This window comes from Streptomyces sp. NPDC001351, assembly GCF_042896045.1.
GTDB lineage: Bacteria > Actinomycetota > Actinomycetes > Streptomycetales > Streptomycetaceae > Streptomyces.
This window is the reverse complement of sequence record NZ_JBIAWS010000014.1, coordinates 143,717-157,636: the sequence shown is the minus strand read 5'-3', so window position 1 is coordinate 157,636 and position 13,920 is coordinate 143,717. Positions and strand designations below refer to the sequence as shown.

The 13,920-nt window shown below is 71.4% G+C and carries 12 protein-coding genes; 8 read left to right on the top strand and 4 right to left on the bottom strand.

The window, feature by feature from the left end; all coding sequences use genetic code 11:
* Positions 1 to 62: 62 nt before the first annotated feature.
* From ACFY1U_RS39340 to ACFY1U_RS39305, 8 genes are all read left to right on the top strand, one after another.
* Complete coding sequence (locus tag ACFY1U_RS39340) at positions 63 to 1,790, top strand: GAF domain-containing protein (protein WP_390698833.1); 1,728 nt, start codon at positions 63 to 65, stop codon at positions 1,788 to 1,790.
* 145 nt (positions 1,791 to 1,935) lie between these two features.
* Positions 1,936 to 3,234, top strand: a complete 1,299-nt coding sequence (locus tag ACFY1U_RS39335; protein ID WP_390698832.1) for a transcriptional regulator — start codon at positions 1,936 to 1,938, stop codon at positions 3,232 to 3,234.
* Between the two features lie 41 nt (positions 3,235 to 3,275).
* The gene (locus ACFY1U_RS39330; protein WP_390698930.1) at positions 3,276 to 4,799 is read left to right on the top strand and encodes an aldehyde dehydrogenase family protein; all 1,524 of its coding nucleotides are present in this window, start codon (positions 3,276 to 3,278) and stop codon (positions 4,797 to 4,799) included.
* Positions 4,800 to 4,814: 15 nt separating this feature from the next.
* Positions 4,815 to 5,183 (top strand): DUF779 domain-containing protein, encoded by a 369-nt coding sequence (locus ACFY1U_RS39325; protein WP_390698830.1) that lies wholly within the window; start codon positions 4,815 to 4,817, stop codon positions 5,181 to 5,183.
* Positions 5,184 to 5,194: 11 nt separating this feature from the next.
* Positions 5,195 to 6,208, top strand: a complete 1,014-nt coding sequence (locus ACFY1U_RS39320) for a zinc-dependent alcohol dehydrogenase (protein WP_390698829.1) — start codon at positions 5,195 to 5,197, stop codon at positions 6,206 to 6,208.
* Positions 6,209 to 6,247: 39 nt separating this feature from the next.
* Entirely contained in the window at positions 6,248 to 7,363 is a 1,116-nt protein-coding gene (locus tag ACFY1U_RS39315; RefSeq protein ID WP_390698828.1) for an NAD(P) transhydrogenase subunit alpha, read from the top strand.
* A complete protein-coding gene (locus tag ACFY1U_RS39310) occupies positions 7,360 to 7,680 on the top strand; it encodes an NAD(P) transhydrogenase subunit alpha (RefSeq protein WP_390698827.1) in 321 nt (106 codons plus the stop codon). Before ACFY1U_RS39315 ends, ACFY1U_RS39310 begins: the two co-directional genes overlap by 4 nt.
* Before the next feature lie 5 nt (positions 7,681 to 7,685).
* On the top strand, positions 7,686 to 9,098 hold the full coding sequence (locus ACFY1U_RS39305; protein ID WP_390698826.1) for an NAD(P)(+) transhydrogenase (Re/Si-specific) subunit beta: 1,413 nt from the start codon (positions 7,686 to 7,688) through the stop codon (positions 9,096 to 9,098).
* 366 nt (positions 9,099 to 9,464) lie between these two features.
* On the opposite strand, the gene ACFY1U_RS39300 is transcribed toward ACFY1U_RS39305, so the two are convergent.
* From ACFY1U_RS39300 to ACFY1U_RS39285, 4 genes are read right to left on the bottom strand one after another with little or no spacing between them, the layout of a single operon-like run.
* Positions 9,465 to 11,090, bottom strand: coding sequence for an NAD(P)-binding protein (locus tag ACFY1U_RS39300; RefSeq protein WP_390698825.1), 1,626 nt, complete (start codon positions 11,088 to 11,090; stop codon positions 9,465 to 9,467).
* Complete coding sequence (locus ACFY1U_RS39295; protein WP_390698824.1) at positions 11,087 to 12,097, bottom strand: thiamine pyrophosphate-dependent enzyme; 1,011 nt, start codon at positions 12,095 to 12,097, stop codon at positions 11,087 to 11,089. The genes ACFY1U_RS39300 and ACFY1U_RS39295 overlap by 4 nt, the downstream gene beginning before the upstream one ends.
* Positions 12,094 to 13,335: a pyruvate ferredoxin oxidoreductase gene (gene porA, locus ACFY1U_RS39290; protein ID WP_390698823.1), complete on the bottom strand. Its 1,242-nt coding sequence runs from the start codon at positions 13,333 to 13,335 to the stop codon at positions 12,094 to 12,096. Before porA ends, ACFY1U_RS39295 begins: the two co-directional genes overlap by 4 nt.
* A complete protein-coding gene (locus ACFY1U_RS39285; RefSeq protein WP_390698822.1) occupies positions 13,319 to 13,897 on the bottom strand; it encodes a 2-oxoacid:acceptor oxidoreductase family protein in 579 nt (192 codons plus the stop codon). Before ACFY1U_RS39285 ends, porA begins: the two co-directional genes overlap by 17 nt.
* Positions 13,898 to 13,920: the final 23 nt, after the last annotated feature.

Here is a 13,920-nt window from a genome sequence, read left to right as displayed (position 1 = left end):
TACCGTGGCACATGACCGGGCGGTCGGCCGCCGCTGTGGTAACCGGAGCTGGAGGATCTGCCGTGGGAAGCCCTGAGGAGTCCCAGGCGCCGCGCGTACGGTTGCCGCAGCTGAGGCTGGACGAGCTCCTGGGGGAGCTGCAGGCCCGTCTGGACGCGGCGCGCGGAACCCGTGACCGGGTGCACAGCCTCCTGGAGGCCGTCCTCTCGGTGGGCCGGGAGCTCGACCTGGAGCAGGCACTGCGCAGCATCGTGGAGGCCGCGGCGACGCTGGTCGACGCGGAGTACGCCGCCCTCGGCGTGATCGGCCCGGACGGCAAGCGCCTGTCGGCCTTCCACACGATCGGGGTCACGGAGGAGCAGATCACCAGGATCGGCCCGTTCCCCGAGGGCCACGGCATCCTCGGGGAGCTCATCCGCCACCCCGAGCCCCTGAGGCTGGCCAAGATCTCCCAGCATGCCGCGTCATACGGCTTCCCGGCCCACCACCCGCCGATGAACACCTTCGTCGGGGTTCCCATCCGGGTGCGCGAGCAGGTCTTCGGCAACCTGTACCTGACCGAGAAGCGCGGGGGCGTGCAGTTCGACGAGGAGGACGAGTCGGTCCTGGCGACGCTGGCCGTGGCGGCCGGTGTCGCCATCGACAACGCCCGCCTGTACGAGGAGTCCCGGCTGCGCGAGCGGTGGCTGCAGGCGAACGCGGAGATCACCCACGACCTGATGTCCGGCCGTGCGCGCTCCGACGTCCTGCGCCTCATCGCGGAGCGGGCCGGGGAGATCACGGGGTCGGCCCTGGCGGCGGTCGCCCTGCCCATGGAGGACACCGCCTCGCTCGCCGTGGAGATCGCCGTCGGGATGGATGCCGAGGCACATCGCGGCCTCGTGCTGCCCATGGACCGGAGCCTCATGGGGCTGGCGTTCTCCGAGGCCACTCCGGTGACCAGCGAGGATGCCGCTCACGACGAACGGATCTCACGGGAGCCCGTGCGCTTCGAGGGGCTGGGCCCCGCCGTGGCCGTGCCCATCGGCACGGGCGAGCCCGGCCCGCGCGGTGTGGTCCTGCTGGCGCGCAAAACCGGCCAGCCGATGTTCACGGACATGGAGACCGAGCCCCTGCATGCCTTCGCCGCGCAAGCCGCCATCGCGATGGAACTGGCCGAACGCCGCCAGGACGCCGAGCAGATCGCGGTGCTCAAGGACCGGGACCGGATCGCCCGCGACCTGCACGACCTGGCGATCCAGCGGCTGTTCGCCACCGGAATGACGCTGCAGAGCGCCGGCCGTTTCATCGAGCACCAGGAGGCCGCCGAACGCGTGGTGCGTGCGGTCGACGACCTGGACGAGACGATCAAGATCATCAGGTCGACGATCTTCGGTCTGCGAGCCCGTGAGGGCGGTGCCGGCACCGGGCTGCGGGCGCGGGTGGTGCGTGTGGTCGGCGAGGCGGCCCCGGTGCTGGGCTTCGCACCCAGCGTGCGGATGGAAGGCCTGCTGGACACCGACGTGCCGCAGGAGATCGCCGCCCATGTCGAGGCAGTCCTCTCCGAGGCCCTGACCAACATCGCCCGGCACGCCGGCGCCGACCGTACCGACGTCGTCCTGGAGACCGACGGCCGCGAGGTCCGGCTGACGGTCACCGACAACGGTGTGGGCATCCCGCCCGGGGGCCGCCGCAGCGGTCTGCGGAACATGGCCGAACGGGCCGAGCAGCTGGGCGGAGCGCTGGACGTCGACACCGGGACCGCGAGCGGCACGGTGCTTGCCTGGCACGTACCGCTGCCCCGGGAATAGCGGCCCGCATCTCCTTGTGACGCTTGCCTCCTGACGTGAGCCCACCAGGCCCTGCGGCAGGGGCCCTTCGGCCTCTGCACCCCTGCCCGCCGCGCGGGTGAGGCTGGTGGGGCCGGACCGGGAGGACGGCATATCAGGAGGTGGCATGGACGCTTCCACCGCGGCCTCGGCCCCCGCGCTGCGCGCCGCGCACGAGCGATTCGTGACCGCGCCCCAGGCACCGCCGGGCGTGCGCGGTCTGGTGGCCGACTCATGGCGGCGCTGCGCCGCCACCGACGTACGGGCCGACGGCGGCCGGCTGCCGTCCCTGCGCACCACATCCGAGGAACTGGCCGCCTACCGCCGCACCCACCCGCTGGCCGGCGTGCTGCCCCTGTTCCGGGAGCTGCTGGGGACCGGGGCCGCCGACGACGGGCACCTCTTCGCGGTCGGGGACGCGGACGGGACCCTGCTGTGGGTCGAGGGCGACCGCGCGACCGTCGGACGCGCCGAGGCCATGCACTTCGCCGAGGGAGCCCTGTGGTCCGAGGCGCAGGCGGGGACGAACGCCCCAGGCACCGCACTGGAGTTGGCGCGCCCCGTCCAGATCGTCACCGGCGAGCACTACAGCGCCGCCGCGCACGCCTGGTCCTGCGCCGCAGCTCCTGTACGGGACCCCGCCACCGGCCGCGTCCTCGGCGTCATCGACCTCACCGGCGGCGCCAGCATCGCCACCCCGCCCGCGCTCGCCGCGGTGCGTGCGGCCGCGCTGGCGGCACAGGCGGAGCTCGCGCAGCGGCCGTCGGCGCCGCTCGGCACCGACACCTGGGCGCCCGGGGCACGCCTGAGAGCGCTCGGCCGGGACAGCGCCGTACTCGAGACCGACGGGCGCGTGCTCCAGCTCAGCCGACGGCACAGCGAGATCGTCGTCGCGCTCGCCCTGGCGGGTCACGGCGTGAGCGGGGAGCGGCTCGCCGTCGACCTGTCCGAGCACGAGGTGCCCGCCTCCACGCTGCGCGCCGAGATGACCCGGCTGCGCGCGGTCCTCGGCCCCGGCCTGCTCGGCTCGCGCCCGTACGCGCTCCTGTGCACCGCTCACACCGACTTCGGCGACGTCGCCGACCTGCTCGCGGCGGGACGGACGGCCGAGGCCCTGACCCGCTACACCGGTCCGCTCCTGCCGCGTTCCGACGCACCCGTCGTGGTGGAGCAACGGCGGTGCCTGGAACAGCAGTTGCGCGGCGCCGTGCTGGCCGCCGGCGACACGGCGCTGCTGCGCCGCTGGGTGGGCGCCGAGTGGGGAGCCGCCGACGCCTCCGCATGGCTGACCCTCGCCCACCGGTTGCCGGGCGGCTCGGCGCAGCGGGCGGCCGCCGCGGCCCGCGCCCGCGCACTGGGCCCCCGGCCGGCCGTCCCGCAGCAGGTCGCGCCGCATGCAGCGTGGTTGCAGCGTTCCCGCTCCTAGCGTTCCAGCATGACCCGATCGTCGTGTCCGGAAAGGGGACGATCATGAAGTACGAGCCTCCCGGCAGGCCCGGCAGCCCCGTGGACGTCGCGCCCCGGTACGAGAACTTCATCGGCGGCAAGTGGCAGGCGCCCAGCACCGGCCAGTACTCCGTCAACCTGTGCCCCGCGACCGCGAAGCCGGTCTGCGAGGTCCCGAAGTCCGGCGCCGAGGACATCGAACTCGCCCTGGACGCCGCCCACGCAGCCAAGGACGCCTGGGGGGAGGCCTCCACGGCCCAGCGCGCGGCCGTCCTGAACAAGGTGGCCGACGCCATCGACGCCCACCGTGAGGAACTCGCCGTCGCCGAGAGCTGGGACAACGGCAAGCCGGTCCGCGAGACCCTGGCCGCCGACATCCCCCTGGCCGCCGACCACTTCCGCTACTTCGCGTCCGCGGTCCGGGCCGAGGAGAGCGAGATCACCGAGATCGACAAGGACCTGATCGCCTACCACTTCCACGAGCCGCTGGGCGTGGTCGGGCAGATCATCCCCTTCAACTTCCCGCTGCTCATGGCCGCGTGGAAGCTGGCCCCGGCGCTCGCCGCGGGCAACACCTCCGTGCTCAAGCCCGCCTCGCCGACCCCGTGGTCGATCCTGAAGCTGATGGAGGTCGTCGGCGACATCCTGCCGCCCGGCGCGGTCAACGTCGTGAACGGACCCGGCGCTGAGATCGGCAAGGCGCTCGCCACCAACAAGCGCATCGCCAAGGTCGCCTTCACCGGCGAGACCACCACGGGCCGGCTGATCATGCAGTACGCGTCCCAGAACATCATCCCGGTCACCCTGGAGCTGGGCGGCAAGTCGCCGAACATCTTCTTTGGCGACGTGGCCGCGAAGGACGACGACTTCCTGAACAAGGCCGTCGAGGGACTCGTCCTGTACGCGTTCAACAAGGGCGAGGTCTGCACCTGCCCCTCCCGCGCCCTCATCCAGGAGGACATCTACGAGGAGTTCATGGCCCGCTGCCTGGAGCGCATCCGCGCCATCAAGCAGGGCGACCCCCTCGACACCGCGACCATGATCGGCCCCCAGGTGTCGAAGCAGCAGATCGAGAAGATCGCCTCGTACGTCGAGATCGGCCTGAAGGAGGGCGCCGAACTGCTGGCCGGCGGCCACCGGCCCGCCCTGGGCGGCGCGTTCGCGGACGGCTACTTCTACGAGCCGACCGTCCTCAAGGGCCACAACAAGATGCGGGTCTTCCAGGAGGAGATCTTCGGACCCGTGCTCGCCGTGACGACCTTCAAGGACGAGGCGGAGGCACTGGAGATCGCCAACGACACGCTCTACGGCCTCGGGGCCGGCGTGTGGAGCCGCGACGGCGCCCTCGCCTACCGCATGGGCCGCGCCATCAAGGCGGGCCGGGTCTGGACGAACTGCTACCACCAGTACCCGGCAGGCGCGGCGTTCGGCGGCTACAAGGTCTCCGGCATCGGCCGCGAGACGCACAAGATGATGCTCGAGCACTACAGCCAGACCAAGAACCTCCTGGTCAGCTACGGCACCAAGCCGCTGGGGCTGTTCTAGGAGGTGGGCGGCGACATGTCCGAGAAGGTCGCATGCGGCACCGTCGGGCGCGTCACCGCCACGCGGGCGGCGCGCAGGGCCATCGCGGCCCTGTGTGCCGACCACGGCGGGCCCGTGATGTTCGTCCAGTCGGGCGGCTGCTGCGACGGAAGCGACCCGATGTGCTTCCCCGGCGGCGAATTCGCCCTGGGAGACGGCGACATGCTCGTCGGCGTCGTGGACGGCTGCACCTTCCACATGGACGCCGAACAGTACGAGGCGTTCGGCCGCCCCTTCTATGTCCTGGACGTCGAAGAGGGCACACCGGGCGGATTCTCCCTCGCAGCCGGGGACGGGCTGCACTTCGTGACCCGGGTCAAGGCGCCACGGAACAAGACGAGTTGAGGAGCAGATCGATGAAGGCAGCAGTGGTCACCGACTTCGGGAAGCCCCTGGAGATCCAGGACCTGCCCGTCCCCGCGCCCGGCCCCGGCCAGGTGCTCGTCAAGATGGAGGCCTCCGGCCTCTGCCACACCGACATCCACGCCGCCCACGGCGACTGGCCCATCAAGCCGCAGCCGCCGTTCATCCCCGGCCACGAGGGCATCGGCACCGTACAGGCCGTCGGCGCCGGTGTCCCGGCCGCCCTGGCCGGCAAGCGGGTCGCCATACCGTGGCTCGGTTCGTCCTGCGGCACCTGCCGCTACTGCGTCTCGGGCTGGGAGACGCTGTGCGAGAGCCAGGTCAACTCCGGTTACTCCGTGGACGGTTGCTACGCCGAGTACGCTCTCGCGAACGCCGGCGCGGTCGTCCAGGTGCCCGAGGGCGTCAGCTCGTTCGACGCGGCACCGCTGACCTGCGCGGGCGTCACCACGTACAAGGCGATCAAGGTCGCGAAGGTGGTCCCGGCCGAACGGGTCGCGGTCTTCGGCATCGGCGGCCTCGGGCATCTGGCGCTCCAGTACGCGCGCCTCGTCGGCGGCCTGGTCACCGCCGTCGACGTGGAACCCGACAAGCTGGGCCTGGCCCACCGGCTCGGCGCCGACCAGACCGTCAACGCCCGCACGCACGACCCGGTCGAGGAGATCAAGAAGGCCGGCGGAGCGGACGTCGCCGTCGTACTCGCCGCCGCGCCCAAGGCGTTCGAGCAGGCCTACAGGTCCCTCAACCGGGGCGGACGCCTGGTCATGGTCGCCCTGCCCGCCGACAACGCCGCGATCAACGTGCCGATCTTCGAGACCGTCCTCGGCGGCATCTCCGTCATCGGCTCCATCGTCGGCACCCGCCAGGACCTGGCCGAGGTGTTCGCGCTGCACGCGGCCGGACGCACCCGGGTCATCGCCGAAACGCGGCGCCTGGACGAGGTCAACGACTCCTTCGACGAGGTCCTCGGCGGACGGGCCGAAGCCCGGCTCGTCTTCGAATTCTGAGGCCCGCGACCAGCGGACCACAGGGAGAGGCAGCAGATCATGCCCACCGTCACCGTAGGCGCCGTACGGGAGCGGGCGCCCGGCGAACGCCGTGTCGCCCTCGTCCCCGAGGCGGTAACTCTCCTGGTCCGGGCCGGACTTGACGTCCTGGTCGAAACCGGGGCAGGCTCCGGCGCCTGGTTCACCGACGCCGACTACACCGCCGCCGGCGCGGCCGTCGTGCCCCCTGAGGAACTGTACGCACGCGCGGACGCCGTCCTGTGCGTCGGCCCGCCGGACCCGGAGACCGCCGAGTCGCTGCGTGCCGGACAGACCCTGATCGGCCTGCTCGAACCCATGCGCCACCCCGCCCTGGCCCGGGAACTGGCCGAGCGCGGAGTGCGGACGGTGAGCCTCGACCTGCTGCCCCGCACCCTCAGCCGCGCCCAGTCCATGGACGCGCTGACCTCCCAGGCCAATGTCGCCGGCTACAAGGCTGCCGTGCTCGCGGCCGACTCCTACGACCGGTTCTTCCCGATGCTGACCACCGCGGCGGGCACCATGCGCCCCGCTCAGGTCCTCGTCCTCGGCGCCGGAGTGGCCGGACTGCAGGCGATCGCCACGGCCCGCCGCCTCGGCGCCGTCGTCACGGCCTACGACGTACGCCCCGCGGCACGAGAGGAGGTGGAGTCGCTCGGCGCCCGATTCCTCGAGATCCAGCACCCGTCAGGCACCGGATCGGGCGCCGGACAGGGCGGCTACGCGCGGGAGTTGACCGAGGCGGAACAGCAGGCCCAGCGAGCGGCGCTGGACGCGCACATCGCCCGCACCGACATCGTGATCACCACGGCCCAGGTGCCGGGCCGCAAGCCGCCGTTGCTGGTCACCGCCGAGGCCGTCGAGGCCATGAAGCCCGGTTCGGTGGTCGTCGACCTCGCCGCGAGCGAACTCGGCGGAAACGTCGAGGTCTCCGAACCCGACAAGACGCAGGTCCTGGCGGGCGGAGTCACCGTCATCGGCGCCGGACGGCTGCCGTCCGCGATGGCGACCGCCGCGTCCACGGGCTACGCCCGCAACCTGGTCGCGCTGCTGCGCCACCTCGTGCACGACGGCGAACTGCTCTTCGACCCGGCCGACGAGATCACGGCCGCGCTCACGGGAGGAGCCCTCTCATGAACAACCTCGATCTGCTCACCGCTGTCACCGTCTTCGTGCTGAGCGTCCTGGTCGGCGTCGAGGTCATCAGCAAGGTCCCCGCGACCCTGCACACCCCCCTGATGTCCGGCTCCAACTCGGTGCACGGCATCGTCGTCATCGGCGCCATGCTGATCGCAGCCGAGTCGCACACCTGGCTGGGCTACGTTCTCGCCTTCGCGGCCATGGTGTTCGGCGCCATGAACGTCGTCGGCGGATATGTCGTGACCGACCGCATGCTGGAGATGTTCAAGGCCAGGCCCACCACGTCGGACACGCGTGAGAAGGCGGAGGTGTGAGTGCCATGGACACCGTCTCCAACGCCGTCCACTACGTCTTCCTCGCCACGGCCGCCTGCTTCGTCCTCGGCCTGCACCTGATGAACCACCCGCGCACGGCCCGACGCGGCAATACGATCTCCGCCGGGGCGATGGCCGTCGCGATCGCCGCCACGGTGTGGCTGGTGGCCCACGAAGGCACCATCAGCACGACCGGCTGGCTGGTGCTGGCCTCCGGCGGACTCGTCGGCGCCGCGCTCGGCCTGTACGCCGCGCGCGAGGTCAAGATGACCGCCATGCCCCAACTGGTCAGCCTCTTCAACGCGGTCGGCGGCGGGGCGGCCGCCCTCATCGCGGTCAACGACCTGCTCCAGGCGGACCACCCGGCCGCGCTCGGCGCACGGGTCTCCCTGCCGGGTGCCCTGGACGTCGTCATCGGCGCGGTCACCTTCTCCGGATCGCTGATCGCGGCAGGCAAGCTCCAGGGCGTCGTCTCCGGGGCGCCGGTGGTCTTCCCGGGAGCACGGCTGCTGAACGTGTTGCTGCCGGTCTCGTTCGTCGCCGGCACCGTCTGGCTGGTCCTGTCGCCGGACTCCCGAACCGCCTTGTACGGACTGGTTGCTGTCGCCCTGCTGTTCGGCGTGACGATGGTGCTCCCGATCGGCGGCGCGGACATGCCCGTCGTCATCGCCCTGCTGAACGCGTTCACGGGATCCGCGGTCGCCATGGCGGGCTTCGTCCTGAACGAGACCGCGCTGATCGTCGCCGGCATGCTGGTCAGCTCCTCCGGCGGCATCCTCACCAAACTGATGGCCGACGCCATGAACCGGTCGATCGCGGGCATCGTGGTCGGCGGCTTCGGCACCGGCGACAGCGCCCCGGTCGCTGTCGGCGCAGCTCCCGCCCAGGTGCGGTCGGTCTCCGCGGACGATGTGGCGATCCAGCTTGCGTACGCGAGCAAGGTCATCTTCGTCCCCGGTTACGGCCTCGCCGCGGCCCAGGCCCAGCACGAACTCGGCGACCTCGCCAAGATGCTCACGGACCACGGCATCGACGTCAGTTACGCCGTCCACCCGGTCGCGGGGCGCATGCCCGGACACATGAACGTGCTGCTGGCCGAGGCCAACGTCCCCTACACCCAGCTGAAGGAGATGGACGAGGTCAACCCCGAGTTCCCGCAGGCGGACGTCGCTCTCGTCATCGGCGCCAACGACGTCACCAACCCGATCGCCCGCCGACCCGGCAACGCGATCTCGGGCATGCCGATCCTCGACGTCGACCGGGCCAAGAGCGTAGTCGTCATCAAACGCTCGATGGGCCACGGCTACGCCGGCATCGACAACGAGCTCTACACCGACCCGAAGACCGGGATGTTCTTCACCGACGCGAAGAAGGGACTGGCCGAACTCAAGGCGGCCGTGGGCGAGTTCGTCGGCTGACCCACGGCCAGCGCGCCGGGGCCGCTCTTCGGGCGGCCCCGGCGTCATGCCCGGTCGGGGTGCTTGTAAGCACACGAGGTGCCGCGCACCCGCGGCCTCGTACCGTGCCGACCCCTCGCGCGCCTGAGCGCCAGCAGCCGGTGACCACGGACTGGATCTGCTCCAGCTCCTCGAACGGCAAGCCGCCGTTGGCCCGTGCGTAGACATCCAGCGCCCGCCGGCCCTGCTCGGCGTCCTGGCCGACGCGCACCGTGACGAACAGTGGCGCCGCGGGGGTCCGCCAGGCCGTGCAGCGGTGGGCCAGGTCCTGCGGGTCGATCTCGGTCACGTACGTTTCCTTGCCGGAAGGGCAGAGGTCGCTTCGGATCACTCCTCCGGCACCATGTCGATCGCCCCGCACGGGCACTCGGCCGCGCACAGCCCGCATCCCTTGCAGTAGTCGAGGTCGATGGTGAATCCCTTGCCCGGCCCCAGCTTGATGATCGCGTTGTCCGGGCAGACGCCGTAACAGTTGTCGCACTCGAAGCAGTTGCCGCAGGACATGCAGCGCCGCGCCTCGAAGAGTGCGGTGGACTCGTCGAGCCCCTGCACCACCTCGTCGAACGTCGAGACGCGGCGGGCGAGTTCCAGCGTCGGCCGTACGGAGGCCGGGGCGTCGGAGTAGTACCAGGTGTTGAGCCGGTCGGCCGACGCGAGGCCGTGCTTGGCGCCGGGGGCGTACGCCGTGCCGCGCAGGTAGGCGTCGATGTGCCGGGCCGCCTTCTTGCCGTGTCCCACGGCCACCGTGACCGTGCGCTCAGCGGGCACCATGTCGCCGCCTGCGAAGATGCCCTCGTGGCCGGTCATCAGCCCGTCGGCCACCTGCACCATCCCGTGGTCCACGGTCAGCTCCGGTACCTCCCGCAGCAGCGACAGGTCCGAGTCCTGGCCGAGCGCCAGGACCACGCTGTCCGCCTCCAGCTCCTCGAACTCGCCGGTGGGCTGCGGGAATCCGGTCTCGTCGAGTTCCATCCGCTCGATGGTCAGCCGGCCCTCGTCGGCGTGCTTGATGGTGGAGAGCCACTTCATCCGCACGCCCTCCTCCAGTGCCTCCTCGACCTCGATGTCGTGCGCGGGCATACGGTCCCGGGTGCGCCGGTAGACCACCACGGCGTCGGTGGCACCGAGCCTGCGGGCGGTGCGGGCCGCGTCCATGGCCGTGTTGCCGCCGCCGTACACGGCGACCCTGCGGCCCAGCAGCGGGCGGTCCTCGCCCTCCATGCTGCCCAGCAGCGTCACCGCGTCGAGGATGCGGGCGCTGTCACCGGCCGGGATGTAGGCACGCTTGCCGATGCCCGCGCCCACCGCCAGGAACACGGCGTCGAAGCCGCCGTCCCGCTGCGCGGTGAGCACGTCGTCGACCTTCGTGCCGAGCTCGAGCCCGACGCCCAGCGCCGTGATCCGGTCGATCTCGGCGTCCAGTACCTCGCGCGGCAGGCGGTAGCGCGGGATGCCGTAGCGCATCATCCCGCCGGGCTGCTCCTGTGCCTCGCGGATCGTCACCTCGTGGCCGAGCAGCCGCAGATGGTACGCCGCCGACAGCCCGGCCGGACCCGAGCCGACGACCAGGACGCGCTTGCCCGAGGTCGTGTCCGGCACGGAGACCGTCCAGCCCCGCTTGATCGCCTCGTCGCCGAGGAACCGCTCGATCGAGTTGATGCCGACCGCGTTGTCGACCTGGACCCGGTTGCAGGCGGTCTCGCACGGGTGATAGCAGACGCGCCCCATCACAGCGGGCAGCGGGTTGTCCCTCATCAGCTGCCGCCACGCGGACTCGTAGTCGCCGCTCTCCGCGTGGAACAGCCACTGCTGGATGTTCTCCCCGGCGGGGCAGGCCTGGTTGCACGGCGGCATCCGGTCGACGTACACGGGACGTTCGGTGCGCCAGGCACCGGTGTGGTTGGCCAGGCTGGAGCCGACGTTCAGAGTGATCGCGAACGGTTTGTCCCTCACGACGCCGCCTCCTCATGGGCCAGCAAGCCGAAGCGGGCGATGTTGCGGTCGGCCGTGCGCTGCAGGCGGGCGATGACGTCCGTGCGCAGCGTCGGCCCAAAGAGGTGCGCGTAGCGTTTCTGCGGGCGCAGGTACTCCTCCACCGGCAGGCGCCGCCGGATCGGTGTGACGTCGGTGACCTCGCCGTCGAGGGCCTCGAACACCGGGAACAGCCCGGTCTGTTCGGCCAGCCGCGCGATGCGCACCGTGTCGTGGGACGCCGTGCCCCAGCCCAGTGGGCAGGGCACCAGCACATGCAGATAGCGGGCGCCGCGCATGCCCATGGCCCGGTGCACCTTGGCCTCCAGGTCGCGCAGACCTGCGACGGTGGCCGTGGCGACGTACGGGATCTCGTGGGCCATCGCGATCAGCGGCAGGTTCTTGCCCTGCCCGAAGGGGGCGCCGGGCTCCTCACCCACCGCCTGGGTGGTGGCGGTGCGCGCGGTCGGGGGAGTGGCCCCGGAGCGCTGCACACCGGTGTTCATGTACGCCTCGTTGTCGTAACAGATGTAGAGGACGTCGTCGTTGCGTTCGAACATGCCGGACAGGCAGCCGAGGCCGATGTCGACGGTGCCGCCGTCGCCTCCCTGCCCGACCACGCGGATGTCGGTGCGGCCCTTGGCGCGCAGCGCGGCGGCGACGCCCGCGGCGACCGCCGGCGCGTTGCCGAAGAGCGAGTGCAGCCAGGGCAGTTGCCACGACGTCTCCGGGTACGGCGTCGAGAACACCTCCAGGCAGCCCGTCGCGTTCACCGCGATCACCTTGCCGTCGGCGGCCCGCTGGGCCGAGTCCAGGACGTAACGGGTGCCGAGCGCCTCGCCGCAGCCCTGGCAGGCGCGGTGGCCGCAGGTCAGCGCGTTGGCGCGGTCCGCATTGGCCTGGTCGGACTGCAGCTCGGGCCCCAGCAGCCGGTTACCGGCCGCGAAGCTGCCCACCTGGTAGAACTTGACCTGCGCCGCGGCACTCATCGGTTGCTCCCCACATCACGCAGGATGTTCTCCGCGGACGGACCGGACCGCCTGGTCTCCGCCATCCGCGCCAACTCCCGCTCCACCAGCTCCGTGTTGAGGTCGAGGAAGGTCAACTGCCCCAGCCGTCCGGCGATCGCCTCGTCGAACAGCCGGTGCAGGGACTTCTTGGTGATCGCGCGCCCACCGAGCCCGGCGACCACGGTGTGGCCGTCCAACTGGATCCCGGACAGTGCGGTGCGCACGTTCGCGGAGACGATCCCGCCGACACCGACCGCCAACGCCCGTTCCAGTACGACCACTTGACGGGCGCGGCCGAGCACCGTCCGCACCGCGTTCAGCGGGAAGGGCCGGAACGACGTGATGGCCAGCGCCCCGATGCGCACCCCGCGCTCACGCATCTCGTCGACGACATCGCACACCGTTCCGAACACCGAGCCCAGGGCCACGACGATCGTGTCGGCGTCCTCGCAGGCGTACGGGTGGACCAGGCCGCCGCTGGCACGCCCGAAGACCTGCCGGAACTCGTCGGCCACCCGGGGGATCGTGTCCAGCGCCTGCATCTGCTTGGCGTGCGCCAGATAGCGCACCTCGGTGAAGGCGTCCGGGCCGACCATCGCACCGATCGACACCGGCTCGTCCGGGTCCAGGACCTGGCGTGGCTGGTACGCCGGCAGGAACGCGTCGACCTGCGCCTGCTCCGGCACCTCGATCCGCTCCCAGGCGTGGGTGAGCACGAAGCCGTCCATGCACACCATCACCGGCAGCGACAGCTCCTCCGCCAGCCGGAACGCCTGCGGATGCAGGTCGGCGGCCTCCTGGTTGTCGCGCGCGTACAGCTGGATCCAGCCGGAGTCGCGCTGCGACATGGTGTCGCTGTGGTCGTTCCAGATGTTGATGGGTGCGCCGATGGCCCGGTTGGCGACCGTCATCACGATCGGCAGACCCAGCCCGGAGGCGTTGTAGAGGGCCTCCACCATGTACAGCAGGCCCTGGCTCGCGGTCGCCGTGTACGTACGGGCGCCCGCGGCCGAGGCCCCGATGCACATCGACATCGCGGCGAACTCCGACTCGACGTTGACGTACTCGCACGGCTTCAGCGCACCGGACTTCACCAGGCGGCTGAGCTCCTCGACGATGTGCGTCTGCGGTGAGATCGGATACGCGGCGATCACCTCGGGCCGGCAGCAGGCGACGGTTTCGGCGACCGCACGCGACCCCTCAGTCTGCTTGAGCATGCGCCCGCTCCTCCCGCTGGGCCTGCTGGACGTGTTCGTATGCCTCCCGGGCCGCGGCCGCGTTGGCCTCGCCCAGCTCCCCGGGGAAACGCTCGCGGACGGCGGCGCCGAGCGACTCGATCCTCACGCAGCCGGTGAGCGCGGCGAGCCCGCCGAGCAGGACCGCGTTCGGCACCGGCCGGCCGAAGTGGCGTACGGCGAGTGCCGTGGCCGGGACGGTGAGGGCAGGGCCGGCAAGCTCGCCGAGGCCCAAATCGTCCACAGACCGCGGCGAGTTGACCAGCACGGCGCCACCGGGCCGCAGCCCTTCGAAGACGTTCACCTGGTGCAGCAGCGTGGGATCCTGGACCACCAGCGCATCGGGCCGCATGACGGGCTCGCGCACCCGGATCGGCCGGTCGTCGATCCGGCAGAACGCCACGACCGGCGCCCCCGTCCGCTCCGAACCGAAGCTCGGGAACGCCTGCGCGTGACGGTCCTCCATGAACGCCGCCACCGACAGCAACTCGGCGGCCGTGACGGCTCCCTGGCCGCCACGGCCGTGGATGCGAACCTGGAACACGGCACCTTCCCTTCCACCCGGGC